The sequence below is a fragment of the Kribbella sp. NBC_01484 genome, from assembly GCF_036227145.1.
Classification (GTDB): Bacteria; Actinomycetota; Actinomycetes; order Propionibacteriales; family Kribbellaceae; genus Kribbella.
In genome coordinates this window covers 1,703,090-1,727,495 of the sequence record NZ_CP109437.1, presented here as the reverse complement: position 1 = coordinate 1,727,495, position 24,406 = coordinate 1,703,090, and the positions used below count along the sequence as shown (strand labels likewise).

Genomic DNA, 24,406 nt, shown 5'->3' with positions numbered 1-24,406 from the left:
TTCGGGTGGTCGAGGCCCTGACAAAACTGACAAAACTGACAGAACTGGGGGTTTTGTCGGTTTTGTCGGTTTTGTCATGGGGTGGTGAGGACGGTGGGGTGGACTTCGTAGGCGGTCGACGGGCGGCCGCCCTTGCTGGACTTCTCGGAGGTCTTGGGTCGGATGTGGCCGTGGTCGGTGAGGACGTTGAGGGCGGGGTCGAGGTCGGCGGCGGTGGCGAATCGTGTGCGGCCTTGGAGGGAGCGGAGGGCATCTCTGCGGCTGAAGGTGTCGTGGCCGTGTTTGGTGATCCAGGCGAGGAGTTCGCGGGCGTCGTCGAGGTCGGGGTGGGATTGGCCCATGAGGTCGTATACGGCTAGGGCGTGGTCGAGGTAGTAGCGGCCGATGCGTTCGGCGGCGTGCATGGTGTCGGCGGTGATGGGTCGGGCGTAGCCGGTGGTGAAGGTGTGGGCGAGGTGGAGCAGGGCGGCGAGCCGGACGACGGCGCCGGCGAGCTTGGAGGCCCAGTCGGTGATGGGTGCGAGTTGCCCGGTGTGGGGGTGGAGGCGGGGTTCGATCCAGTCTTGGAAGTCGAGCAGGATCTGCCGCGCGTCGGGGGCGAGGTCGAGGGTGTGCGGGGTGTCGTGGTCGGCGAGGAGGAGGACGAGGGTGCGGAGCGCGTCGCGGTAGGTGGTTTCGACGGGCTCGGGCACGGAGTCGGCTCGGTTGTTGCGGGTACCGACGGTGTTGACGGGCAGGCTGTAGAGGATGCGGGCCAGCACGCCCCGGTCACGGAATCCGGGCTGTGCGGCCAGGCCCTGAAGGGTTCCCGGCTGGGTGGTGACTCCGAGCGTCAGCGCGGGCCTGTCGATCGATTCGGACTCGCGGCCTTTGCGGTCGACTTGGAGCTTGTCGCCTGCGTGGCCTTTGAGGAACACACCGAGGTTGGGCGCTGCGGAGTAGCGGGTGCCGGTGAGGGTGGCGAACACGTCACCTTCGGCGGACAGCACGGCCAGCCGGCCACCGTGAGTCGCGAGCAGCGAGATGCACGACTCGGGAGTGACGTCGTCGGTCATCAGCCGGGCCAGTTCGGGCACGACGATCTCGGCGGCCTCCTTGGCTGCGGCCGTCGCGTCGGCCAGGGCTTCCTGCGGATTCGCAGTCGCACGTTCGGCCTTCTTGGCCAGGTCCTCGGCGCGGGCGTAGGCGATCCGTGCGGCGAGCTCGGTCTCGATCCGTTGCTCTGCTGCGGCCTCTTGCAAGGCCACTTCGGCGTCGGACAGTGGTGCGGTCATGGCCCGGAACACCGGCGACTTGCGGGAGCCGGGCGGGAGCGCGGTTACGGTGTAGAGGTTGACCTGTTCCAGCCAGGACCGATCGACTTGCACGAGGACTTTGCCACCGGCCGCGGTGGACAGGCAGGCCAGCGCGACGGACCCGGCCAGATCGGTCGGGGTCTGGGTGGCTTCGGCGACGGCGTTGACCTGGTCGGCCAGCCAACCGGGGAACACGTCGACCGGGAACGGCCTGAGCAGCCGGTCGGTCTTCAGCGGCACGGGAGCGCCTTCCCACACCGGCCCCGTGGGCGCCAGCGCATCAGCGGCCTCATGATCGTGATGCATAGGTGTGAGCTCAGGTTTTTGGGTGTTTCGAATCGGTGTCGGCGGGGTCGGTTCCCATGGGTCTTCGGGTGGCTCGGTCAGTGGGGGTAGCCAGTCGGGGATGTACTCGGCGCTCATGCTGCAGCGATCCCTTCGTCACGGAAGCCTCCGGTGATGGCAGCTCGGATTTCTCGGTCGCTTTGCTGTGCAAGGTGGCCGACGTCGGTCAGGGCGGCGACGGCGTCGGTGTGGTCGATCGCCCCGGCCGCGACGAGTCGCGCGACGCCCCTGGCGGCGCCGTAGAGGGTGTTGCGGCGGCGGCCTTCGGGGGCGCGGCGTACGGCGTCGAGGTGGGCGGCCAGCAACTTGGAGGGGTGGGAGATGCCCCCGCCTTGCCGGATGGTCGGCAGGCCGGCGAGCGGGCTGCTGACGGCCGGAGCGGGCTGGCACGCGGTGACGAGAGCGGGGGGCATCTCCACCAGGTCGCGGGCGGTGGTGCCCCACTGGTACGGGCGGTGGGTGCGGTGGTGGATGGACGGGGGCAGGACGACGTAGCCGCCGTCTGCCTTGATGTCGATCCCGGCCCGGTGCGGCATCGGCCGCGACGGCAGGTGCTGGCCGGGGTGGCGGTAGTACAGGTGCAGGCCACCGGAACCGGTGTGGACGTGCAGCGTGCGCGGCACCAGCCGCGCGGTCATCAGGTCGGACAGACTGCTGTCGCCGCCGTGCGCGGGGTCCACATCGACCACCACCAGGCCGGACACGGCCCCGCTGCGGACCGCGAGCTGTCCGCGTGGGACGGCGGCCACGATCGCGGCGACGCGGTCCGGGTCGGTGGTGGCGGCGTAGAAGCCGTGGCAGGTCAGGTGCCCACAGCTCGCCGGGTCGTGATCGCTGCCGGTCTCGGCAGCCTGACGGCAGGGTTCGCAGTTGGCGACGGGCCGCTTGGAGCGACCGAGCACGAACACCGGCCATCCACGTCCAGCGGCTTGCAGGGCGGCGGTCAGCAGGTCTGTCACGGGAAGGTCCTCTCGAGTCGCGGTTCTTAGACGGCTGTTGAGTGGGCGGTGCCTGCGGTCGTCAGAAGTGCCACCAGCGGCGGCGCTGTTCGGCGGTGTCGAGCCGGTTGCGGGCCGCGAGTGCTTCGGTGGTCTGGTTCTCGGCCGAGTAGGTGTTGAAGTCGGCGAGCGCGGCCCGGTACTCCTCGGCCGGGGTCAGCGCCTCGTCGTCGGCGGGCTTGCGGGTGCTGGTCTTGCGGGGTTTGCGGGCCATGGGGTTGGGGTCTCCCTGAGTGCGCGGTGGTCAGCGGTTGCGGGTGGCGTGGTGGTCGAGGAGGCGGCGTCCGATCCGGGTCCGGCGTCCGGTGCCTTTGCAGCGGGGGCAGTTTCGGAACGATTTGCGGGTCGGGGAGCCGGACTTGCCGGAGCCTGAGCAGCGGGGGCAGTTGGCGTAGGGCCAGATCCGGCAGCCGAGCAGGTAGCCGACGACCAGGACCAGCGCCAGCGCGGCGAGCAGCAGGACCGATCCGGCGGTGACGAGCGCCAGGAGTGGCGGCATGGACTCAGTCATTCCAGTCACTTTCTGTAGTCGATTGACGGCATGTCGGTCCTGCGCGGGCACCGTGGGCGGTGGCCGCCCTGGCGATTGGCGGGGTGGTTAGCTGCCGGTGATCGGGTTAGGTTTCTCACTCAGCGGGTCAGATGGGCCGATTGTGGGCCTGACCTGCGGGAAGTTAGCGAGTGAGCCGAGTTAACCGGGGGCCGGAACGCCCTGGTCGGAGCCGCTGGCGGCGGTGTTCCGGCCCCCGGCGTCGGGTTAACTCGCGAGCTGGCCGGCGCCGTTCTCATCGCCGTCGTCGGCCTGGTACCGGTGGGCGATGGCGTCACGGACGGTAGCGGGGTCGAGGGGGTAGCGGTTGCCGGTCGCGGGGACCTTGATGCCGTGGTCGGCGTCGAGGATCTCGCGCAGCGCCTTGCCGGTCAGGCCCTGGTACGGCGTCCAGGTCGGCGCGAGCCGCTTGAGCAGGGCGGGCACGTTCGCGACCGGCACCGGGTCGGTGCCGAGGACCTCGTCCAGGTCGGCCAGGAGATCGCGGGTCTCGATCTGGATCGGCGCGGCACCGGGCAACGGCTGGTCGCGTTCTTCGATCGCGGCGAGGGCGCGTTCGATCAGCGGTGTCACCTGGTCGTTCTCCTTGGCCACGTCGAGGAAGTACCACTGGAGGATTTCGGAGCGTTCGCCGCTGAAGCCCTTGACGATCGAGGTTCCGCGGTCGGTGCCGGGGATCAGTTCGGTCGCGCGGTGCCCGGCGGTGTAGGCGCCCTGGCCGAGCAGGGCGTCGTTGGCGACGTGGTCGGACACGGCGAACGCGATGCCGTTGGAGCAGTTGCGGGTCACGTCCCGCGGCATCGACGTGGCGGTCGGCGCCTGGGTGGACACGATCAGGTGAATCCCGCGCTTGCGGCCGAGTTTCACGATCTCGATCACGTACTTTTGGATCTCCTTGCCGAACGTGTCGTCGTACAGCGCGACGTGCGCCTCTTCGAGCAGCCCGACCAGCGGGTGCAGCCCGACGCCCTTGTTCGCGATTTCCCGTGTGACAGAAGGGATTTCGTAGCGCACGAGGAGTTCACCGCGGCGCTGGACCTCGTCGTACATGGCTTTCAGGTCGTCGCGGATCTTCTCGATCGATTCGGCGTCGGCGCCCATCACGTACCGGGAGCAGCGCGGCCGGAACACCTCGAAGTCGTAGTTGGTGTCCGGCACCCAGATCCGCAGCTCGGCGGTCGGGTCGAGCGCGGCGCCGATCATCAGTACCCGCGCCGAGGCGGACTTGCCCTGACCGGGGATGCCGCCGGTGATGGTGTTGCGTTCGGCCATCGGCGCGAGCATCGGCTCACCCCGCAGCGTCCGGCCGGCCGGGACGCCCTTGAAGAAGTCGACCAAACCGCCTTCCAGCAGGGGATACGCGCCCGCACCCTCGGCCAACGCGCCCTTGTCAGCGACCCAGAGGTCCAGGATCCCGGCCTCTGAGCCAGTGGTCGGCCACACCTCCTTGGTGGCCCGGTGCAGGCCGGTGGCCAGCTCCGCGCGGCGGCGGGCGATCTTCTCCGCCGTGACACCGGCAGGCAGCCGCACCACCGCGTGAGTACCGCGCCCGTCCACGCGGGCAGGGGTGATGAACTGCAACAGCAGCCCCTGCTTCAGGTACTGCGTGATCGACGGGATCCGCAGCGCGTTCAGCGCCTGGGCGATCGTGTTCTCATCGATCGCCACGTCGAAGTCGGTGTCGCCAGTCGTGACCAGCCACGCGGGCGGCGTGGCGCGGCGCTTGCCTTCGCGCCACGCGGCCAGCACCAGCAGGAACGGCAAACCGATCGTGAACAGTCCCCACACGAACGCGACGGCGGCGATCACGAACCCGATCGCGGCGAAGAACCCGCTCCATACGCCGGTGAACGATCCGTTGCCGGTGGCCTTGGTCAGGACCGCGATCACGAAGACCGCCATCGGGATGCCGATGAATGTGGCGGCGAGCACCTTCACCAGGCCGATGAACAGCCGGGGGAGATCCATCAACCTGCGGTGGCGTCGCTCGGTGGCCATCTCCTTGCGGTCGGCCCACTCCTTCAACGTCTCCCTGTCGCCGACCGCCTCGGCGGCCTTGATCTGGCGCCGGTAGACACCCATCGTGGACGCGTCCCACGCCCGCTTCGCCCACGACTCCACCCCCTGCACGACAGTGAACGAGTGCCGCAGAACCGCCTTACCCGCGGTCATCGTCGGCTCGTGCCCCTTCACCGCCACAGCCGCCGACCTCGCCACCCGCGCAGGTGCCATCGCGCGCCGCACCACCAACGCACTCCGCGAGGACAACCGGCGGTCGAGTTCGGCCGATTCCTCGTCGGTCAGAACCTCACCCTCGATCACGTCGTGGACCTCGGTCGGGTCGTCGACCGGGACCCGCTCGGCGTCCTCGTGAACGATCTCCTGAACGCCGTCCTGAACGTCGCCGTGAACGCTGTCCTGAACGGTTTCGTGATCGGTGCCGTGTAGCCGGTGGACGTTGTCACGGTTGGTGTTGTGGTCGTTCACGGGTGCCTCCTTCGGGTCGTGTCCGTTGGGGGTTGCGGTGTTCATCCGGCCACCGCCTGACGGGCGGTCAGGTCGCCCAGGTCGTGTCCGAGTGCTTCGGCGACGGCGGCGATCAGGTCGCGGGCGGCGGGCGGGGTGACGGCGTTGCCGAGCTGGCGGACTCGTTCGCGCTTGTTGCCGAGCACGACATAGCCGGGGGTGAACGCCATCCCGGCGGCGATCTCGTGTGGCTCCAGCATTCGGAACAGGCAGTCCTCGACGGCCGGGGTCGAGTACTCGAGTAGCGATTGGTGCCCCGCGGTCGTCAGGGTCCGCAGCGGTTCACCGACAGGCGTCGACATCTCGGCGCCATCACCCTTGGCGGTGTTGTTGCGCATCACCAGCGCGAACCGGTCATGCGCGGTGAAGGTGCCGTGCGGGTCGTCGGTGCTGCGGGAGGTCGCGTTGCCGTAGTAGGGCATCAGCAGGCCGTGGTGGTTGCCTGCGGCGGCGAAGGTGTCGAAGACCTGCCCGACGCCCTTGGCGGTGTTGTTCGCCCGCAGCGGCACCACCAGCGCTTCGGACTCGTTCGCGGTCCGGGTCCGCATCACCTCCACGACACCGGTCGCGGCGTCGTTCCAGGTCCCACCGGCCGGGACCAGCAAGGCGGACTCGTTGCGGGTCGTCTGGGTTCGCAGCACCGCCGTCACCGGGGTCGGCTGCTTGCCGTCGCGGCCCTCCATCGGCACCACCAGCGGCGCGCCGACGCGGGCCTGGCGGTCGAGGGCGGCGGCGATGCGCTGCATGGTCTTGGCGGCCAGCGGGCGGGCCTTGTCCCCGATCCGCTGCCCGGGCAGGGTCCAGTCGATCGCGGACGCGGCAGGCAGCCACCCCGGCTCGACCACGGCGTTGCGGCACGCGACGCGCGGGCAGCGCCACACGTACTGCGCCCGGTAGCGGCCCCACACCTTGTCGGGCTTCTTCCACGCCTGCATCGCGGCCACCAGCTCGTCACAGCCGGGGCAGTAGGCCAGCGGCCGGGTCCACCGGTCCAGATCCGGGCAATGGGTCTTGTGCAGGTGCGCCACGACGTACATCCGGTCCCGCGATTGTGGCGCGGGCCGCCCGCCGGCCTGGGCGTGCATCGAGTTCAGGTAGACGACGTGCAGGCAGTACCCGAGCGATTCCAGCGACGCCCGCCACGACGGCCACAGCACCCATTTGGCCGCGTCCACGACGTTCTCCACGATCACGGCCGCGTAGCGGTGGTACTCGGCGAACCGCACCACGTCCCACATCGTCGCCCGCGACCGCTCGGCCGCCTCGTCCGGCAACGTCTCCCCGAACAGGTCCGGGGTTCGGTCCAGGTTGCGCTTGACGCCCTTGGCCTGGGAGTGGTTCGTGCACTCCGGGGAGAACCACGCGCCATCGGTGCGCGGGTAGCGGCGCGGCTCGACCTGCGACAGGTCCGCACAGTCGTGGTCGGTGGTCGGGTGGTTGGTGTTGTGGCTGTCCACCGCGAGCCGCCAGTGGTTCGCGGCGAGCACCACGTGTGCACCGGGGACCTGGATCGCGCCGGTGGTCGTTCCGCCGGCCCCGCAGAAGAAGTCCGTCCAGCTCATCGCGTAACTCATCAGGCAGCCGTCCTCTCGGTCAGTGCCACCGCGGGCGTGGGGGCGGTGAGGTGGTCGCGGACCCCGGCGGCGACCTTGGCCGACAGCCCCGCTGAGCACCCTGTCGTCTTGCGTGCCCATGCCGGAGTGAGCGCGTCGGCGTCGGTGTCCGGCTCGACAGCGGCCAGGCCGGCGGCGACGTAGTCGGCCAGCAGCATCCGGCCAGCCTTGGCCGTCTTCTTGCGGGTCTGCGGCTTGCGCGGCGACCGCGTGCCCGCCGTCCTGACGGTTGCTCGGGGAGATGCATCGCCCGCGGCAGTGGGAGCCGATTCGAGAGCCTGCGGAGCGGGGGGCATCTCCTGGGTCACCACCGGCGCGGCCAGCGGCTCAGCGGCCTTATGCGGGTCGGCCAGCGCGGCAGCCTGCTCAGCCCGCAATACCGCCTCAGTCAAGCGATCCCGCAGCACCGGCGCCGTCTCGGCAGCGCAGAACACCAACACCGGTGGCACCGAGTGCAACACGATCCCCGCCACATCGCCGTGCCGGAACGACGCCCACGTGTTCATCGCGTACGTCGCCGCGAACGCGAACCGCTTGGTCCGGCCGATCCACATAGTGTGGTCGCTCACCTGGTAGCGCGCGGTGATCTGCTCCGCGCGTAGCACCGCGATCAGCACCAGAGACACCATCGGGTCCAGCAGCCACGCGGCAAACCACGGCAGCGACCACAACACCGCGCCCTGAGCGGCGAACGCCTGAACGTTCACCATCGTGAACGCCAGACCGAGAACGATCCCGACCCACATGCACCGATCGACCTGCGTGCGGACCGACTCGACCCGCAGCGCCACGACATCCGGGTGCGTCGATAGCGCCCGAACCTGCGACGCCTCAGCCGCGGCCGTCCGCAGCCGGATGACGGCCGACGCCTTCTTGTCGGGGTTGCTCGGGGCAACCAGTTCGGCGGTGGTCATCGAGACACCTCCTCGTCGACCAGGAGGCGCCGGGCGTCGGCCAGGAATCCGGCCAGCACCCACAGCTCGCCGTACGCGGCCGCCGCCTCAGCCGATGCCTCACCCGGCTTGGTCACGGCGCCTGCCAGCACATACCGCGACAGGTGCTCGAAGCGCTCGGCCAGCTCGTCCCCGATGCCGTCCGTGCTGTCGATCCCCAGCCGAGCGGCCCAGGCATCCTTCAGCACCAGCATCCGGCGGCAGCTCTCGCGGCGATTCATGCCGCGCCCTCGGTCTGCGGGTCACGGTCGGCCAGATCCCGGCTGACCTCAAGCACTCGCCGCTCCGCCCGGCGGACGCGACGACGGTCCAGCACCGACAGCTCCGGACCCGCGTTGATGAACGCGATCTCGGCATCCAACAGGTCCAGCTCAGCCGCGATCAGCGGCCACTCGGCGTCGATGGCGGCCAGCTCGGCGTGGGACGGACCCTCACTACCGACCGCCGAAAGGTGGATGATGCTCATTGGGGTTGTGCTCCTCTTCATTGGACTAGCGCGACCCAGACGCCTCGGCGGTTGCACCCGCCGGGGCGTCACTTTTGTGTTTCAGATCTCAGTTTCGGATCTCTGTTTCGGATCACGGTAGCGCGAAGGATCTGAGTTTCGCAAGTGTGGTCCGATACCATGTGACCGTGGCTGACATACGGGATGAGCTCGCAGACGCAACCCGCCTCTACCGACAAACGGAGAGCGCCCACAAGGCCGCTCAACAGGGAGTCATCGCCGCTGCGCTCGCGGCCCTCCGAGCCGGCGTCACTCCGAACGAGGTGGCGGAGCTGTCGCCGTTCACGTCGGCATACGTGCGCCGACTCGCCCGCGCTGAGGGCATCCCACCGGCACCGCCAGGCCCGAAGCGACGGGCTGTCAGCTCGGAGCCGCGATGACGTTGCATGCTTGCTGTTCATGGCATCCAGCTTGTCGCCGGCTGCGCACTGTCAGTAGTCGACAGCGGCAGACGGATCTGGACATGACCACTGTCCTTGGACATGGGAGGACGTGATCGATGTCCACTACCGCCCCAAAGCCGATCTCAGCACGCAACGGCGTACTCATTCAGCAGCGCCAGGCGAAGGGATGGGGAAGAGGCAGGCTTGCTGCTGAATTCGAGAGGCTTGGGCGCGATCTAGGCCTCAGCATTCCATCCCGGAGTGCTATGGAAAAGGCGATCTATCGGCACGAGACCGGCGAAAGTCATGTCACGGACACGATCTATGTTCGCCTCTACTGCGCAGCGTTTGAATGCTCGCCGCACGAGCTATTTGGCGGACTGGCCGAGTCTCCAGACTCAGATGCGCCAGAGTTTCATCTCACCAGCAACAAATTCTCACCCGTCTACGTTGGCCCGGAAGTTGTCGCGCGATTAGCTGCGACCTTGCCAGTCGAGCCTGCGATTGTCGAACAGGTTGAATGCTGGTCAACTAGGGTCGATCACCCTCGTGGTGAATGCACGCTCTATGGCTTCCCTTGGGGATGCCTCGTTTACCACATTAAGGAACCGCTCAGTAAAGACTCTGTTGCCGATGTCGCCGTATGGCGACACGGTTCCTATCCGCGGGAACTCGAGTGGACTGATCAGCATGTGAAATCGCTTCTCGGCGGATCCCGCTCGGGACCTGAGTACGTGTTCAGCGCATTTTGGGTGCATATGCCGAAGTGGAAAGGCGAACAGCTTGTTACAGCGATGAGACTGCTCTGCGCGCAGAAGACCTTGCTAGATCACGGCGACGAGGAGCCGTCCCGACCGCACGCGGAACTCGTTGAGCAGGCCTTCATGCGAGACGGCTTTTCGGACCCGCGAATCTTAGAGTTTGGCGTCAGCGGAATATCTTTCGGATACGCGAGCTGGTCGTCGGTCGCATACCACCCGCTAGAGGGACGCAGAGGACTGCCGCAGCAAACGATCGTGGACTTTGAAATCATCGTGCAATCGCTGTGGTGCTTCTGTCATCACGTTCGATCGCAGATCGAGGCTGGACGCGACCCTGAGGTCTCCGACGGGTACGATTGGCGCTGGCTTCGCGGCATGACATCGAGGCTGACAAATGCGCGGCCACGCGAGTCCGCTCAACATGTCGCCATGAGGATTACGATCCTTCAGTCCAGCGAGCTGCAGAATCACCTTAATGCCACCCTTGAAATCTTGAAGGATTCCTCAGAAAGGCAACAACGTGATCTCTGCTGACGATAGCGTTCTCGTCCTCATCGACATGCAGAACGGCTTTGTGTCGCCGCGCTCAGCACATGTTGTCCCTCGCATCGCAAAGTTCACACAGGAATGGGCCGCAGCCGGACGGCCGTACGTTATGACGCGGTTCATCAACTACCCGCAGTCATTGTTCGAGCAGCTCATCCGGTGGAGCGCGATGATGCCGGGAACGCCAGAGACCGAGATCGTCGATGAGCTTGCCGACATGGTGCCGGGTGCGGTTGCCGTCCTGGACAAGCCGACCTACTCACTCTTCAACGACGACGGCACGGAACTGGTGACTCGCAACGGCTGGAAGCACGTGGTCGTCGTCGGCCTCGACACCGAGTCCTGTGTCCTCAAGACGGCCGTTGACGCGTTCGAGCTGGGGCTAGTCCCGTGGGTCGTCGAGGATCTGGTATACAGCCACGCCGGCCAGGTCGAGCACGAAGCTGGGCTACTCGTGACGGGCCGATTCATCGGTCGCGGCCAGCTCATCCAGGCGCGCGACATCCTTCCGGCCGGAGCAACTGCCGCGTCAGCCTGACTGTCGGCGGTGGCGGCAGAAGTTGCTAGCGTCTGCCCTGGTAGCTAAATTCGAACATATGAGCGATCGATCGCGGCGGTTCCGATACGTTGAGCGGTGGGATCCGGATGCCCCGCAGGGGAGCGCTCCGTTCCACTACGGCGTCTGGGATGAGGTCAAGCGCGATTGGGTCGCGCGCAGCTTGACCGGGCCGGTCGCGGGCATGCACGCTGCGGTCTTGAGCCTGCGCTTCGAGCGATCCACCGAGCGTCTGGGCGAGGCCGCACGCTGGGTTGGTCCGCCTGTGCACGTCGAACTGACGATCTCGCCGACCACGACAGAAGTTGCCCTGCTGCACATGTGGGCGCGCGAGCAGGACGGCTGGCATGGCTACGTGACCTACCTTGAACGGCATCCGCTCGACCCCGGTCGATGGGCTCACGCATCAGCGCTACGACCTCTCACACACGACGAGATCGAGGCCTTCTCCAAACGGCCGGCATCCCGATGATCCTCCTGACACTCGGGCGGAAGGGAGCCTGTAGATAACCGTCGACGCCACAGGCCCGAAACGGGGCAGACTCCATTTCAGCTCCGATGAGGCCACCGGGCGAGGACGCTGGCCCAGGCAACAGGCATTGGGAGGGCGCGGCGCCGGAAGGCCACCGGATCGCATTCATTGCGCCCCGTTATCTAGCTTCCTCGCGCGACCTTAATGAGATCCATAACAGCTTGCAGCGTGGGCGCTACGTCGGCGTTCACAGGCGTCTCAGCGTGGAACCAGTCGCTGGGGACACCGCACCAGGTCAGGGCGCCAGTCGCTGCCTTCAGTAAATTCGCCTCAGCCGCCGGCCAGCCAGTTTGGAAGTGCGGCCGATCGCCCGCGTGGATGGGGTCACACACCTGAAATGCACCCCTGTAATGCCCCATGAGTGACCGCCAGCGACCACTGCTTAGGGCACGTGGAGGGCACGCCGAGCGGCCGGACAACTTACCCTGGAGCGGTGGAGCCTGAAGGCACGCTCATCGTCCTGGTGCTCTCACTGGTTCTCGTCGTACGGGCCATTGGCTATCCCAGCGAACCATGGTGGTCCCGTTGGGCATCCGTCGCGATCCTGGCTGTGTGGGCTCTCCTCGACCTTGTCGGAGTCGACCTCATCGCTGGACCAGCGGCGGTGCTCTTCGTCGCTTCGTTGGTGATCCATGTCAGTTGGCGGCTTGGCGAACGAGGTCGGCCGTGGACGATGCCGAGACGCCGCACAAAGTCTCGCGGCGATGTGCCCTGACGCCACACTTGCCTCGTCTCCCTGATAGCTGCCAAACCCAGGCCAGCGCGGCGCATGTCAAGAGTCGGCTTGCCGATCCGTAGGACGCGGAGCGCTCTTGACATGTGTCGTGGTGGCCGGACAATCGAGCGGCCAGGGGGACGGGCTTACCGGCGGTCAGACGCCAGGACGCGGCTCGTGGCAGTTGGGATCGCGTGGACGGGAAGCGTCCTGCTCCTGGGCTCCGGCGAGGACGGCGCCCCAGCGCCGCCCGCAGCCGGGGCCGCGCGCCGAAGGCGCGCCCTTGATCCATAAGAGCCAAACTCGGCAGAGCAGAGCGGATCAGGCGTGTCCTCCGTCGGGTGATGCGCGACCCTCGTCCGCGAGGTTATCTGCGACAGTGCGAAAGCGCGGATCGCGGCTAGATCCGGGCGCCGCCCTCAACGCGGCAGATGAGTGCGTTCCGTGACCCTGATCGCGTGGCGCCCAACCGGCGGCGGACCTTCTCTCAGCCTGATCACGTGACCGGCGACGACGATCATGACGACACCTACCACGAGGTGCTGCTCGACCTGTGCCCGATCGACGCCGAGTTGCCGAACCTGATGCATGACCCGCCCCTCGAATGGGAAGCCGTCCTCGGCTCGACCGGAAAACGCATCCTCCGCCTGTCGGAGCCGGCGTTGTGCAAAATGGCAGAGCGTGTCGCACCCTGTGAGCGAGGACGGTGAGCGGCGTGAAGTTCACCGCCCACGTCGGTTCGGTACCTGCATTGATCCATAGAACATCGCCCACACCTGCTTGCGGTGGAGGAAGACCCAGGACCGAGCCCGCGTGCTGTCCAAGTCCTTCCACAGCCACCAGCCGCTGGTCGGTACCTCCTCCTCCACACCGGCCTCGAGTTTGTCGCGGTGGTCGTACAGATAGCTCGCAACCGCGCCAGGAATCGCCGGCACCTCCGACTGATCCGTGGCGTGCATCACCGCGACCATAAAGTCGAACATTGCCTGACCGCCCGGCTCCGCCCCGGGGTACATGAGGTCGCCGGTGACGGCGACGCTGATCTGGTTGACGTCGCTGAGCCGCTCGACTAGCACACTGATCTGCTTCGTGATCACCTTGAGGGCAGGCTTGATGTACAACGTGGTCATCAGGCTCATGTGCGGGGGCAGGCCGACGGCGGGCAGCGACGCCAGGTCCGTGGACACGTTTACGACGTCGTTCAGGTCCTTCATGCCTTGTTCGACTTCAGTGGCTCGTTTGCTCCGGTCGCCGATCGTCAGCGCGATGTTGATCGTCGCCAAACCGCGACCCAAGGTGCCGAGCATGGCGGTGTACTTTCCGACGTTGACGATCGTGACGTTAACCCTGCCGATCTGGGACGACCAGGTATCGACCATCATCTTGGTCCCGGACGGGACCGGCAGGCCCAGCAGGTCGGTTGTGATGCTGGCGGCTAGCGACCGTATGTTGCGACCGATGCTCAGCGCGCTCTTCACCGTACTCACGGCGTCTTTGACCGTGCCGCTGTCGCCCTTGCGGAAGGCGGCCCGCATGGCGTCGTCGAGCGTTGGTTGCATCGCCTCTACTTCTGCAGCCGCTTTCTCCGCCGCGCGCAGTTCCGCGCGAAGCGCGTCCGCGAGCTGGGTGTTCTTGTCTATCTGGACCTCCCGTCGAATCGCCGTGAGCCGGTCGATCTGGTGATTGACCAGTGGCACCATGCTTGCGTCGATCTGTTCGGCGCCGTGCCGATCAAAGTAGGGCAGGGAGGCCTGGATCGCGGCTATCCATTCCTTGACGTCGTTCCTGACCTGGTCGGACTCGACGTCGGTCAGGTCGCTCTCCAGCGACGAGATGGCCAGCCGCGCGACCGCGGCCAGCTGCTCGTTGGTCTGGATACCGCCCCCGCTGAGGTCCAACCAGCCGAGATCGAGATTGATCTTCGCGCGCGGCTTCGTCGACGCGGTGCCGTCACGCTGGAGGGCACCGCTGACCGCGCTGTTGCCGGCCGCTCGCTGAAGTGCGAGGACGTGCTTGGCCGACAGTGTGCCGTTAGCATCTGCCTGCTGCGCCGCGATCTCTGGCGTCGAGCCGGTGGGATCGGCGCGTCCCTTGGTGGACGGCTGACGGAGGGGCGGCGGGCGCACCGCGACGTCGCGCCTTCGCGCGACCTTCCCGGCGGGCGGTTCGAGTGCGTGTTGACCCATAGTCCTGTTTTACGCCAACAGACTCATACCGAACAGACAGAGTTTGTTGCCCCTAAGGGCAGCGGCCCGGCAACGTTTCGAGTGCCCGCACATCGGCAGTTCCGAGCGTTCAGTGTCCGCGGCAATTGCGGTCACTTTGCCGAGTAGAGGCGGGGCGGGCCTGGCGGCTTCGGGTCGTTCCGAACCCAGCTGGTGCGAGAAGAGGGACCATGGATTCATGGCGGCCAGGGATTTGGTGTTCGAGGCAGGGGATCGAGTCCGGACCCGGGGTCGGTTCATGGCCGGTCCGGACGGTGATTGGCTGGACCTGGCCCGCGTCCATGCTCTGACCTTCAAACCGCCGGGCTGGAAGTCGGATCGGTCGATCCGGCTGATCTGGGCCGACGCCGAGGCGGTACTTACCGAGTTCGCAACGAACCGAGGCCCGGGCTATGTCTCGGTGGTCGGGACATGGCGCGACGAGAGCATCGAGGTCGAGGAACAGTCACCGGACATCCCTGCTCGGGAGCCGCGTGCGGATTTTACGGACCCACCGTGCCCGCCGCCACCCGGCGGCTGGCGGCATGACGCCTTGGTCTTTGGCCTGGATTACGGCGACCTGGCATCGTCCGGGGCGATGGTCACCCGGGTGATCTTCCGTCCCTCCGCAGGCCAGGAAGTCCTCGTCGTCGCCACCACCGATGTCGACGCGGTGACCCAGCAGCTATCCCCGCAACTGCAAAATCAGCTCTGCGTGGTACCCAGCCGGTTCACCCGCGCTCAACTCGACGAGGTCCGCGACGTCCTGCTGGCCCGTTGGAGGGAGTGGCGCATAGAAACGTTCGACACCAGAGCGGACGCGCAAGCTCAGCCATTCATCAGGGCTGAACTATTCCGGGTCACGGCCGAGATGGCCGACTGGGCCGACAGTCTGCCCGATGGACTGCTCCGCCTCCGCCCAGCGCTGAGCCCTGCCTGACAACCCGGTCCGGCACCGGAGCGATATGCGCCCTGAGCACATCGAGCAGCCGAGGACCATCATCGGCATGGTCGTGTTTCACTCTCGGCGGCAGATGCGCGCGTTAGGCAGGGGGCATCGGACGCGCAGGTCTCGGCGGAGGCATTCGGCGGGCAGCATCGGGCGACTCATCCAGCACGCGCTGGCGCCATTCCTCCAGCAGCACTATGAACTCCTCAGCAGGTACACGGTCCACCGAGTCGCTGTCGACAGGGTCGAAGTCATATCGCGCCTCCACCTGAGTCCCCTGCAACTGGAGATACGTCAAGTTTCCAGATGCGAATGGCTCAGAGCTCCCGTCCTCCAAGCGACTTCGCAGACCGGCGATGGCCATGTCGATCCAATAGGTTGAAGGGCCGTCCTGAGGTGCACCCCGCGGCGGTCGGCTGTCGAGGCTGTCCTGCAACGCGTCGCGCATCAAGGGGAGGTCATCCTCCAGAGCAATCTCGACGAGCCCCTCGGTCGTGCGATTGAGGTGATACCGCACTGTTCCTCCATGCGCGTCCGGGTACGAGCCAGCCTTGCACAGACGCCCGCTCATCGGCAGATCCGTGCGTTGGCGCATCCGTCATTGGTTGGCAGGTTTCGAGACCTGTCGCGCCTCCGGAGAGAGCCAGCGCGCTCCTCTGTCGATGGCTTGTCAATCGGGTCGGCGTAGCCCCCGACACTGCAGGTCAGGGCAGGTCTTGGCCCAGTCTGTAAATCTGTCGGTGTATGCCTACGCAGGTTCGAACCCTGCACCCGCCACCAGCACCAAAAGAGCCTCTGACCTGCGGAAACGCAGCTCAGAGGCTCTCTTGCCATGTCCGACTGTGTCCGGCCAGCACCGGCGATCTAGGGATGTCTGTGCCCTATTCCTGCCCTGGTTTTCTGGACCTACGCCGCCTCGCCCTCGTCCTCGTCCACAGCAGCCATCAGCCGCCGCAACGAGCCCGGCGCGGCTAGCATTCGGCGCATGAACGAGCCGCACACAGATCCTGTCGCCCACAACCGCCGCGCCTGGGACCGCGAGGTGGAGAAGGGCAACGAGTGGTCGCGGCCGGTGACACCCGAGGTGGTCGCGAAGGCGCGGGCCGGTGAGTGGTCCATCGTCCTCATGGGGTACGAGCCAGTCGACCCGACCTGGTTTCCTCCGGACATCGCCGCCTGCGACGTGCTCTGCCTCGCCTCCGGTGGCGGGCAGCAGGGGCCGGTGCTCGCCGCGGCCGGCGCGCGGGTGACCGTCTTCGACAACTCGCCCGGCCAGCTCGCGCAGGACGAGATGGTCGCCGCGCGGGAGGGGCTCGACGTGCGTGCCGTACTCGGCGACGCGCGCGACCTGAGCGCGTTCCCGGACGCCTCGTTCGACCTGGTCGTACACCCGGTCTCCAACCTCTTCATCCCCGAGCTAGCCCCGGTCTGGCGGGAGTGCCACCGCGTGCTGCGGCCGGGCGGCACGCTGCTGTCCGGCTTCGTCAACCCGGACGTCTACCTATTCGACGCGGACGCGATGGACACGCGCGGCGAGCTGGTCGTGCGGCACCGCCTGCCGTACAGCGACGTCACCCATCTGGAGCCAGGCGAGCGGGAGCGGCTGTGGGGCGCCGACTCGCCGCTGGAGTACAGCCACACGCTCACCGAGCAGATCGGCGGGCAGACCGCCGCGGGGTTCGCCATCACCGGCTTCGCCGACGCGCCACACCAGTCGGAGGTAACGGCCGGTTGGCTGCCTGGCTACTTCGCCACCAAGGCGGTCAAAGGGTCCTAGGCCCGTGTCCAGTTGTGAGGCGCCGAGCCCCCGCTCAGAACCGCGTTGATGTGTTGGGGTGGACGGGGTTGCAGTACGCCTTCTGGAGCAGCGTGGCGTGCCCCTTGAGTACTGCGTGAGTGCCGGGCCGAGCGGTGCCTCAAATCGAGACATGTGCCGGGCGCGCAGCGGCATAAAGTTCCAGCGTCGGGATGCGCCCGAAAGGAGCTTGCCATGACGACTATCGACGCCGATGCCCAAGGTGCGCCAGAGGTACGCTCCCAACCTGCCGCTGAGGCCGCGGTCCCAGCGGTGACCGGAGACCCATCCCTGATCGGTCTCCCCAGTTTCATCGTGGGATCGGTCGCGCTCGGCCTCGTCCTTGTCGGCTACGTGCCTGCGGCGGCGGTGGGGGCGTCGATCCCCGTGATCGTCGCGGCCACCGGCCTGGGCCTGGTGATCGCGGCCGTCTGGGCGGCAGCTGTCGGCCAGAGCGCGGTCGCCGGGGTTTTCGGCATCTTCGCCGGTTTCTGGCTGAGCTACGGAATGCTCGTACTGGGCCTGACGCACAACTGGTTCGCCATTGTCGCTGCGGACGCCCTCCATACGCAGGGCGTTTTCCTGATCTCGTGGCTGGTGGTGATCGGGATGCTGACTCTCGCCACACTCCGGCTGCCGATTGCCTACACGGTGCTCTTCGTGCTCATCGAAATTGCCTTGGTGCTGGTCTTGATCGGCACGTTGCAGCAATCAGCCGGCACGCTGAAGGTCGCCGGTGTGGTGGTGTTCGTCTTCGCCGCGGTGGGTGTCTACCTGTTCTTCAGCTCGGCCTCGCAGGCGACAGGCGGTAAAGCGCTTCCGCTCGGACAGCCTCTTCTCCATAGCTGAGCCGCGGTTGATGGTGTCCGGCGGGATGCCACCAGCACCAAACCAGCCTCTGACCTGCGGAAACGCAGACCAGGGGCTGCTTCGTCGTGTCCGGCTGACAGCGGCGATCTACGGGCGTCTGCTCGCTGACGGACCGAGCTCGTGCGGCCTAGGACAACTCAGCTCGTTTCTTGGTCGCGTGAGCCTCCACTGACGTCTGCGGGCCTCCTCTAAGGAAGCTCTAAAGCTGGCTGAAACCACACCTGAGGCCGCGCTGTTTGTGTTGTTGCCACGGCGCCGGTTCTCGTCCGGCGCGCTCGTGGACGAAAGGAATCACGATGATGAAACGCACACGGCTGGTCGCGGCCGCGGCAACGCTCGTCGCACTGGCCACAACCGGTACTGCGTCGGCGGCGACGTCCGGTTCGGATCCGAAAGCCGGCGCCGCGAAGTCCGGTGCCGCCGTGAAGGTGGAGGTGGAGGGTAAGTCCAAGCCGACCGGGAATGCCGACATCGCCGCGGCCGCGGCGAAGCTCGGGGTGACGACCGCCCGGCTCGACGCCGCGCTGGTCGCGGCCAAGAAGTCGCTGGCCGGCTCGACCACCGTTACGCCGGAGGCATTCGTCAGGGCGGTCGCGGCGAACCTGGGGCTGCCGGCCTCGCGGGTCAAGGCCGCCGTGGAACCGCTGTTTCTCAAGCCTGGGCGCCCTCGTGCCGACGACAAACACAAGAACGACGGCAAGGGCAAGAAGGGGGCGGACGACCCGCGGAACTCGCCGTTCGCGAGCAACGCCGCAGCGGCACGGTTGGCCGCGGCCCTCGGCGTCAGTCAAGCCAAGGCCAAGGCCGCCCTGGTCGCTCTGGTCTCGGCTCCCGACGGAATCGTTCCGACGTCCAAGGCCTTCCGTGATGTCGCCCACTCGCTCGGGGTCAGCGCCGACCGTTTGAAGACCGCGTTGGGGGATCTGAAGCAGTCACTGGCCAACGGCTGACAGCGGCCTAGTCTCACATCATCACAACTTCATGATCGACGGCGAGGATGGACGACCATGCGGATACTTGTCGTGGACGATGACCCGGGTGTGCGGCGGTCCTTGGAGCATGCGTTGGGCCGCGACGGCTACGACGTGGCATCCGCCGCTGATGGGGCGTCCGCACTCGCCGAGCACGGCGTGTTCCGCCCGGACGCGGTGGTGCTCGACGTCCTCATGCCCGAACCGAACGGGCTCGAGGTATGCCGGACGCTGCGTTCGGGCGGGTACGACACGCCGATCCTGATGCTGACGGCCCGGGACCTGGTCACCGACCGGGTCGCCGGGCTCGATGCGGGGGGCTGACGACTACCTGGCCAAGCCCTTCGCTCTGGAGGAGCTGCGGGCCCGACTTCGAGCCCTGCTGCGGCGCAGCGGCGCAAGAGACGAGGTGCTGCACTTCACCGACGTCGAACTGGACTTGAGCGGCCGCCGGGCCGAACGCGCCGGCCGGCGCCTGGAGCTGACCAAGACGGAGCTGTCCCTGCTGGAGTTGTTCCTGCGCAATCCCCGCCGCGTCCTGAGCCGGACCCAGATCTTCGAGTCCGTCTGGGGCTACGACTTCGGCCCGGAGTCGAACGCGCTGTGGGTCTACATCAGCTACCTGCGAAGCAAGCTCGAAGCGGACGGCGGCAGCCGACTGATCCAGACGGTGCGCGGCCTGGGGTACGTCCTGCGCGAGGAGCCATGAACCTGCGCACCCGGCTGGCCATCGCCGGAGGGTCCATAGCCGCTGGTGCGATGCTGCTCGTATCGGTGGTTCTCTATCCGGCCGTGGAGGCCAATCTCCGCGGCCAGATCGACAGCTCCCTGGTGGCGGCGGCCGGCCAGGCACCGGACGTGGCGAAAGCCATCAAGGAGAAATTCCGGGGGACGTCCAACGAGTCGGTCTTCCCAGCTGTTCCGCTGGGGATCGGGAGCACCCAGCTGCAAATCGTGCCGGGCCCGGTCCAGGCCGGGCCGTCGGCGCAGTTCGTCGACCTCACCGTCCGCGACGTCGGGGTCGCGAACGGAACCGCCGCTGCCTACTTCCGTAACGCGGTCTACGGCGGCGTCGCCTACCGCATCTACACCGCCCCGTTCCCAGGAGCACCCGGCACGCTGGTGCGCACCGCAATCCCGCAATCCGATCCCGCACCCAACCTGCGCCGACTCGCCTGGCTGCTCGCCGCATCGACGGTGGCCGCCGGACTCCTGGCAGCGCTTGCCTCACGCCTGGCCGCACGCCGCGTCCTACGACCCGTCCGCGGGCTCACCGAGACCGTCGAACTGATCCGCACGACCGGCGACCTGGCCATCCCGATCCCCGCCGACAGCCAGGACGAGATTGGCCGGCTCGGCTCTGCGTTCGCCGGGATGACCGCCGCCCTGGACGAGTCCGTCGGCGCTCAGCGCCGCCTGGTGGCCGACGCCTCGCACGAACTGCGCACGCCACTGACGAGCCTGACCGTGAACCTCGAACTGCTGGCGGAAGATCTGGCCGACACGCAGGCCCCACACCTCGCCGCCGAAGCGCTCGACCAGGCCGGCGAACTCAAGACACTGATCAACGACCTGGTCGACCTGGCCCGCTACGGCCAGCCCGCTTTCCACACTGAAGACGTCCGCCTGGACCTCGTCGCCGAGCGCGTCGCGGCCCGCGCGACACGTCGGGCAGCGCAGATCGGATTCGACCTGACCTGCGCGCCCACCCTCGTCCACGGAGACCCCGACGCGCTGGAACGCGCCGTTGCGAACCTGGTCGACAACGCCGTGAAATGGAGCCCGTCCGGCGGCCGGGTCCTGATCAGCGTCAAGGAGGGCACTCTCGACGTCGCGGACACCGGCCCCGGGATCCCTGACAGCGACCTCGAGTTCGTCTTCGACCGCTTCTACCGCTCACCCGCTGCCCGCGCGCATCCCGGATCCGGACTGGGCCTGGCCATCGTCCGACAGGTTGCCGAGGCGCATGGCGGGACGGCCGAAGTCGTGCCGTGTCAAAGCGGCGCGGTACTGCGCTTGAAACTGCCGGTGTGTAGCGAACACGCTGAGCCCTGGGCAACACCGAGTTGAAGGTCTGGCTCTGCGTTCTCAGGAGAGCGCGGCGATCCAGTTGCGCAGGTTCGCGTGGCGGCGCCCTTGAAGTCGAGGCCGACCGGAACGGCGAACGTTCCCCCGGCACGCCGGAGCTGAGTCAGAGCCTCACGCAGTCCGACCTGTGCTTGTGGGCGGTCGACACGGGATGCGCGGAAACTCGTTGTCACCAGGAGATCGTCCGCATCGTGGTCTACGAGGACACTGGTGGACAGTGATCCCCGAGCAAAGGAGGCGGCATGCCCGACCCTGCGGAGATCCAGACGCCGATGCCGGCTGACCGGCGTCGGGTGTTCGCGGTCGCTCTTGTCCAGGGCCTGAGCACCCTGACCGTCCTCCTGGTGGCGTACTTCCTTCTGCCGCTCGACGAGGTGGCGAAGCTGCCGTTCGGCGTGATTGTCGCCGGCGGTATCGTCATTCTTTCCGCCGTGACTGTGCTCGAGGTGCGCTCGATCATCCGGGCTGCCCACCCCGCGGCCAAGGCGATTCAGGCACTGGCCGTGATCGGACCGACGTTCCTGTTGCTGTTCGCCTCGACCTACTACATGATGTCGCAGGCCAGCCCGGGGAGCTTCAACCTGACAGCGCTCACCCGCGGCGACAGTCTCTACTTCACGGTCACGGTCTTTTCGACGGTGGGCTTCGGCGACATCGTCGCCACCAGCCAGAACGCCCGCGCGATAGTAACTACCCAGATGATCCTCGACCTGGTCCTGCTCGGTGCCGTGGTCAGGGTGTTCGTTCAGGCGGTCAAGATCGCACCCAAGGGTCCGGGGACCCCGACCGCAGGCGCCTGACATCTGCATTTCGGGAGTCAGCCTGCCGATTTGTGGTGTCATGCCTCGGGTGGGTTGCGGGGGCGGAATCTGGAGCGGAACTTCGAGTCGTACTCCAGGTGCACGTAGCCCGAGGAGTGGACGCCTACCGCGACGCAGCCGACGGCCAGGAAGACGATCCCGGCAATGAAGGAGATGTGCCAGAAAGCTGCGGCGATGCCGGCGAACGCGGAGCCTTGGGCGATCGCCTTGGCCACGCTGACGAGTGGCGACTTGCTGGTCCGGCGACGGAACTCCTCCTGCCGGTTCAGCACCAGGAGCGCGGCGAGTAGCGGTATCGAGACGGCGAACGCGATCACGCACACCAGCGCCGACGGGTCGAGTGAGGTCTCGGACAGGAACGGCTGGACCACGACCAGGCCGGCGGCCGCCAGCCCGCCGTAGATCAGGTTGGACTGACGGATCCATTCCTGCACGGCGGCAGGGTCCGAGGTGACGTCCTCGGCTTCCTGCCGGATGCGTTCGGCCTCGGCTTCCATCTGATGTGCTTCAGCCAGGAAGTCCTCGTCCTCGTTCATGGGCTCATCCTCCCCGAAACTGCCGTCTGTCAGGATTGGCGGGTGGCTGGACTGCGAGAGCTGTGGACCGACGCCGTCCCGGACGCGGGGCCGTTGGCCGACGACCTGGTCGGGCGGTACGCAACCCACGCCGCCGCTAGGTGGGGAATAGCGTTGGGACAGCGAGCGGTTTGCTATTGATTGACCAGGTTCGTGACCGAGGAGAGCGATGAAACCCACTGAGTTCGTGAAGGTGAATGGGCAGTTCTGGGGGGATCACCTGCGGAGCGTGAGTGAGCATCTGCCCACGAGTCACCGCAATGAGCTGACCGGGCCGCTGCTGTTCCCGCGGATGATGGTGCTGACCGAGACCCCGGACTGGAACATCCTCGAGCTCGTCGGGGTGAGCCGCGAGTACCGCTCGCTCGAGGTCCGGCGGCAGAAGGCGCAGAGCGTCGAGGAGTACTTCGGCCTCGGCACCGGCTCGCCCGTGGTCAAGCTGTCGGGGGAGAACCTGTTCAAGGACGCGACCATCGCGACCGAGACCGGCCGGCGGGAGCTGGACGGCCGGTTCCCGAGCGCGGTGACGATGCTGGGGCAGGAGTTCGTGGGGGCGGGCGACCAGCTGCTGCAGTTCGCGCCGGGCAACTACTCGACCTTCGACCGCACCCTGCTCGTGCACACGGCGAACGAGTCGATCCGGTTGCACTGGACGTTCTTCGCGATCGCGATCCACCGGTCCGAGCCCGCGGACAAGTACCTGACCTTCCTCCAGAACTACTCCGCGGCCCGACCGCACCTGGACCCGATCGGCACCCTGAGCGTGCCGGCGGACGCCGCTGACCTGAAGAGCGACGCCTTCGCCAGCACCTACCTCGCGCACGGTCTCCAGGATGCGACCGTCGACCAGTTCCTGGACGCGAACGAGAGCATCCTGCTGTCGGCGTTCGACGCGACCCGGCTGATCCGCCAGCCCTTCCTGGACGACCTGCAGCCCGACTTCATCCTGGAGCGCGCGGACGGCAGCCACATCATCGGCGACCTCAAGCTCCCGGTCGCCGACACCACCAACGGCAAGAAGCGCCGCCGTGCCTTCAAGGCGCCGGTGCCGGAAGGCGCCGCTCAGCTCGCTCGGTACGCGGAGTACTTCGACTCCGCCGAGAACCGCGCGTTCGCCCAGACCAAGTACGCCGTCGAGGTCAGCGACCCGCGCAAGCTCCTGATCATCCCGACCCAGGAGACTGTCGCCGCCGGCGAGTTCGCCGACGCGGGCGTGGAGATCGTCGACTACGACACGATCCTGCGCCTCCACCTCGCGACCTGATGCAGTACTTCGTCTACGGACGCGACCGGCCCGGCGGGTTCGGCCTCAAGGTCAACCTGACCGAGGAGCACTGGGCGTTCATGGACGGGTACGCCGACGCCCTGATCGCCCGCGGCCCGACCCTGACCGAGGACGGCGAGGAGACGACCGGCAGCCTCCACATCGTGGATCTGCCGGACGTCGCGGCGGCGCGCTCCTTCGCGTACGACGAGCCCTACTACCGTGCCGGCGTCTTCGGCGAGATCCTGCTCTGTCGCTTCGACAAACGCGTCGGCACCACGATGTGGGACTTCACCAGCGCCGTCGAGGGCTCCCGCCGCTACCTCGTCCTCACGCAGGACGAGCCGCGGCCGGTCGAGTCGCCGTACCCTGATCATGTACGGCGACCTGCTCGACCTCACCGAAGACACCCACCTCGGCCGCGCAGCCCTCGTCGAAGCACCTGACGCCCAGCACGCCGCCGTACTGCTGTCAGCCAAGCTCACGGACGTGCACCCGTGGGAGTTCGGTGGCCGGCGGGACTGAGAAGCCTGCTGCGGCCAGTTCTGGCCGTGGCCAGATGGGGCCGCGCAGGTTCCTGGACACCCGGTC

At 67.2% G+C, this 24,406-nt stretch carries 25 protein-coding genes; 14 read left to right on the top strand and 11 right to left on the bottom strand.

Translation table 11 applies throughout. The annotated features are described in order from the left end of the window. Window positions 1-74: 74 nt before the first annotated feature. The 9 genes from OG555_RS08455 to OG555_RS08415 form a co-directional block, all read right to left on the bottom strand. The gene (locus tag OG555_RS08455; protein WP_329482247.1) at window positions 75-1,535 is read right to left on the bottom strand and encodes a YfjI family protein; all 1,461 of its coding nucleotides are present in this window, start codon (window positions 1,533-1,535) and stop codon (window positions 75-77) included. Window positions 1,536-1,714: 179 nt separating this feature from the next. Beyond that, complete coding sequence (locus OG555_RS08450) at window positions 1,715-2,599, bottom strand: bifunctional DNA primase/polymerase (protein ID WP_329482246.1); 885 nt, start codon at window positions 2,597-2,599, stop codon at window positions 1,715-1,717. A gap of 61 nt (window positions 2,600-2,660) precedes the next feature. After that, entirely contained in the window at window positions 2,661-2,852 is a 192-nt protein-coding gene (locus tag OG555_RS08445) for a hypothetical protein (protein WP_329482245.1), read from the bottom strand. 30 nt (window positions 2,853-2,882) lie between these two features. Continuing rightward, window positions 2,883-3,149: a hypothetical protein gene (locus OG555_RS08440; protein ID WP_329482244.1), complete on the bottom strand. Its 267-nt coding sequence runs from the start codon at window positions 3,147-3,149 to the stop codon at window positions 2,883-2,885. Between the two features lie 246 nt (window positions 3,150-3,395). Continuing rightward, window positions 3,396-5,675, bottom strand: coding sequence for a cell division protein FtsK (locus OG555_RS08435; protein ID WP_329482243.1), 2,280 nt, complete (start codon window positions 5,673-5,675; stop codon window positions 3,396-3,398). 41 nt (window positions 5,676-5,716) lie between these two features. Further along, window positions 5,717-7,276, bottom strand: coding sequence for a DNA cytosine methyltransferase (locus tag OG555_RS08430; RefSeq protein WP_329482242.1), 1,560 nt, complete (start codon window positions 7,274-7,276; stop codon window positions 5,717-5,719). 11 nt (window positions 7,277-7,287) lie between these two features. Further along, window positions 7,288-8,241 carry a hypothetical protein gene (locus tag OG555_RS08425; RefSeq protein WP_329482241.1) on the bottom strand — a complete coding sequence of 318 codons (954 nt, stop codon included), beginning with the start codon at window positions 8,239-8,241 and terminating at the stop codon, window positions 7,288-7,290. Then, complete coding sequence (locus OG555_RS08420; RefSeq protein WP_329482240.1) at window positions 8,238-8,501, bottom strand: hypothetical protein; 264 nt, start codon at window positions 8,499-8,501, stop codon at window positions 8,238-8,240. Before OG555_RS08420 ends, OG555_RS08425 begins: the two co-directional genes overlap by 4 nt. After that, window positions 8,498-8,746 carry a DUF6284 family protein gene (locus OG555_RS08415; protein WP_329482239.1) on the bottom strand — a complete coding sequence of 83 codons (249 nt, stop codon included), beginning with the start codon at window positions 8,744-8,746 and terminating at the stop codon, window positions 8,498-8,500. Before OG555_RS08415 ends, OG555_RS08420 begins: the two co-directional genes overlap by 4 nt. A 538-nt stretch (window positions 8,747-9,284) precedes the next feature. Between OG555_RS08415 and OG555_RS08410 the strand changes: the two genes are divergently transcribed. The 4 genes from OG555_RS08410 (at window position 9,285) to OG555_RS08395 (ending at window position 12,988) form a co-directional block, all read left to right on the top strand. Next, window positions 9,285-10,463: a hypothetical protein gene (locus tag OG555_RS08410; RefSeq protein WP_329482238.1), complete on the top strand. Its 1,179-nt coding sequence runs from the start codon at window positions 9,285-9,287 to the stop codon at window positions 10,461-10,463. Beyond that, window positions 10,450-11,013, top strand: a complete 564-nt coding sequence (locus OG555_RS08405; protein WP_329482237.1) for an isochorismatase family cysteine hydrolase — start codon at window positions 10,450-10,452, stop codon at window positions 11,011-11,013. Before OG555_RS08410 ends, OG555_RS08405 begins: the two co-directional genes overlap by 14 nt. Before the next feature lie 58 nt (window positions 11,014-11,071). After that, entirely contained in the window at window positions 11,072-11,503 is a 432-nt protein-coding gene (locus OG555_RS08400; protein WP_329482236.1) for a hypothetical protein, read from the top strand. Between the two features lie 1,275 nt (window positions 11,504-12,778). Then, window positions 12,779-12,988, top strand: coding sequence for a hypothetical protein (locus tag OG555_RS08395; protein ID WP_329482235.1), 210 nt, complete (start codon window positions 12,779-12,781; stop codon window positions 12,986-12,988). Window positions 12,989-13,000: 12 nt separating this feature from the next. Here OG555_RS08395 and OG555_RS08390 read toward each other — a convergent pair whose 3' ends face one another. Further along, window positions 13,001-14,464, bottom strand: a complete 1,464-nt coding sequence (locus OG555_RS08390; RefSeq protein WP_329482234.1) for a hypothetical protein — start codon at window positions 14,462-14,464, stop codon at window positions 13,001-13,003. 277 nt (window positions 14,465-14,741) lie between these two features. On the opposite strand from OG555_RS08390, the gene OG555_RS08385 reads away from it, so the two are divergent. The 8 genes from OG555_RS08385 to OG555_RS08355 all read left to right on the top strand — a co-directional run bounded on the left by OG555_RS08385 (window position 14,742) and on the right by OG555_RS08355 (window position 21,955). Further along, window positions 14,742-15,422, top strand: a complete 681-nt coding sequence (locus OG555_RS08385) for a hypothetical protein (RefSeq protein ID WP_329482233.1) — start codon at window positions 14,742-14,744, stop codon at window positions 15,420-15,422. Between the two features lie 994 nt (window positions 15,423-16,416). Beyond that, the gene (locus OG555_RS08380) at window positions 16,417-17,208 is read left to right on the top strand and encodes a class I SAM-dependent methyltransferase (RefSeq protein ID WP_329482232.1); all 792 of its coding nucleotides are present in this window, start codon (window positions 16,417-16,419) and stop codon (window positions 17,206-17,208) included. Between the two features lie 213 nt (window positions 17,209-17,421). Continuing rightward, on the top strand, window positions 17,422-18,075 hold the full coding sequence (locus OG555_RS08375; RefSeq protein ID WP_329482231.1) for a GPR1/FUN34/YaaH family transporter: 654 nt from the start codon (window positions 17,422-17,424) through the stop codon (window positions 18,073-18,075). Window positions 18,076-18,392: 317 nt separating this feature from the next. Continuing rightward, complete coding sequence (locus OG555_RS08370) at window positions 18,393-19,046, top strand: hypothetical protein (protein ID WP_329482230.1); 654 nt, start codon at window positions 18,393-18,395, stop codon at window positions 19,044-19,046. Between the two features lie 57 nt (window positions 19,047-19,103). After that, window positions 19,104-19,391 carry a response regulator gene (locus OG555_RS42785; RefSeq protein WP_442914491.1) on the top strand — a complete coding sequence of 96 codons (288 nt, stop codon included), beginning with the start codon at window positions 19,104-19,106 and terminating at the stop codon, window positions 19,389-19,391. Next, window positions 19,378-19,776: a winged helix-turn-helix domain-containing protein gene (locus OG555_RS42780; protein ID WP_442914490.1), complete on the top strand. Its 399-nt coding sequence runs from the start codon at window positions 19,378-19,380 to the stop codon at window positions 19,774-19,776. Before OG555_RS42785 ends, OG555_RS42780 begins: the two co-directional genes overlap by 14 nt. Continuing rightward, window positions 19,773-21,137: a sensor histidine kinase gene (locus tag OG555_RS08360; RefSeq protein WP_329482229.1), complete on the top strand. Its 1,365-nt coding sequence runs from the start codon at window positions 19,773-19,775 to the stop codon at window positions 21,135-21,137. The genes OG555_RS42780 and OG555_RS08360 overlap by 4 nt, the downstream gene beginning before the upstream one ends. 260 nt (window positions 21,138-21,397) lie before the next feature. After that, on the top strand, window positions 21,398-21,955 hold the full coding sequence (locus OG555_RS08355; protein ID WP_329482228.1) for a potassium channel family protein: 558 nt from the start codon (window positions 21,398-21,400) through the stop codon (window positions 21,953-21,955). A gap of 38 nt (window positions 21,956-21,993) precedes the next feature. Here the strand turns inward: OG555_RS08355 and OG555_RS08350 are convergent, their stop codons facing one another. After that, window positions 21,994-22,512, bottom strand: coding sequence for a hypothetical protein (locus tag OG555_RS08350; RefSeq protein ID WP_329482227.1), 519 nt, complete (start codon window positions 22,510-22,512; stop codon window positions 21,994-21,996). Between the two features lie 208 nt (window positions 22,513-22,720). Between OG555_RS08350 and OG555_RS08345 the strand changes: the two genes are divergently transcribed. Next, window positions 22,721-23,815, top strand: coding sequence for a hypothetical protein (locus OG555_RS08345; protein ID WP_329482226.1), 1,095 nt, complete (start codon window positions 22,721-22,723; stop codon window positions 23,813-23,815). Then, window positions 23,815-24,261: a YciI family protein gene (locus OG555_RS08340; RefSeq protein ID WP_329482225.1), complete on the top strand. Its 447-nt coding sequence runs from the start codon at window positions 23,815-23,817 to the stop codon at window positions 24,259-24,261. The genes OG555_RS08345 and OG555_RS08340 overlap by 1 nt, the downstream gene beginning before the upstream one ends. Window positions 24,262-24,406 lie beyond the last annotated feature (145 nt).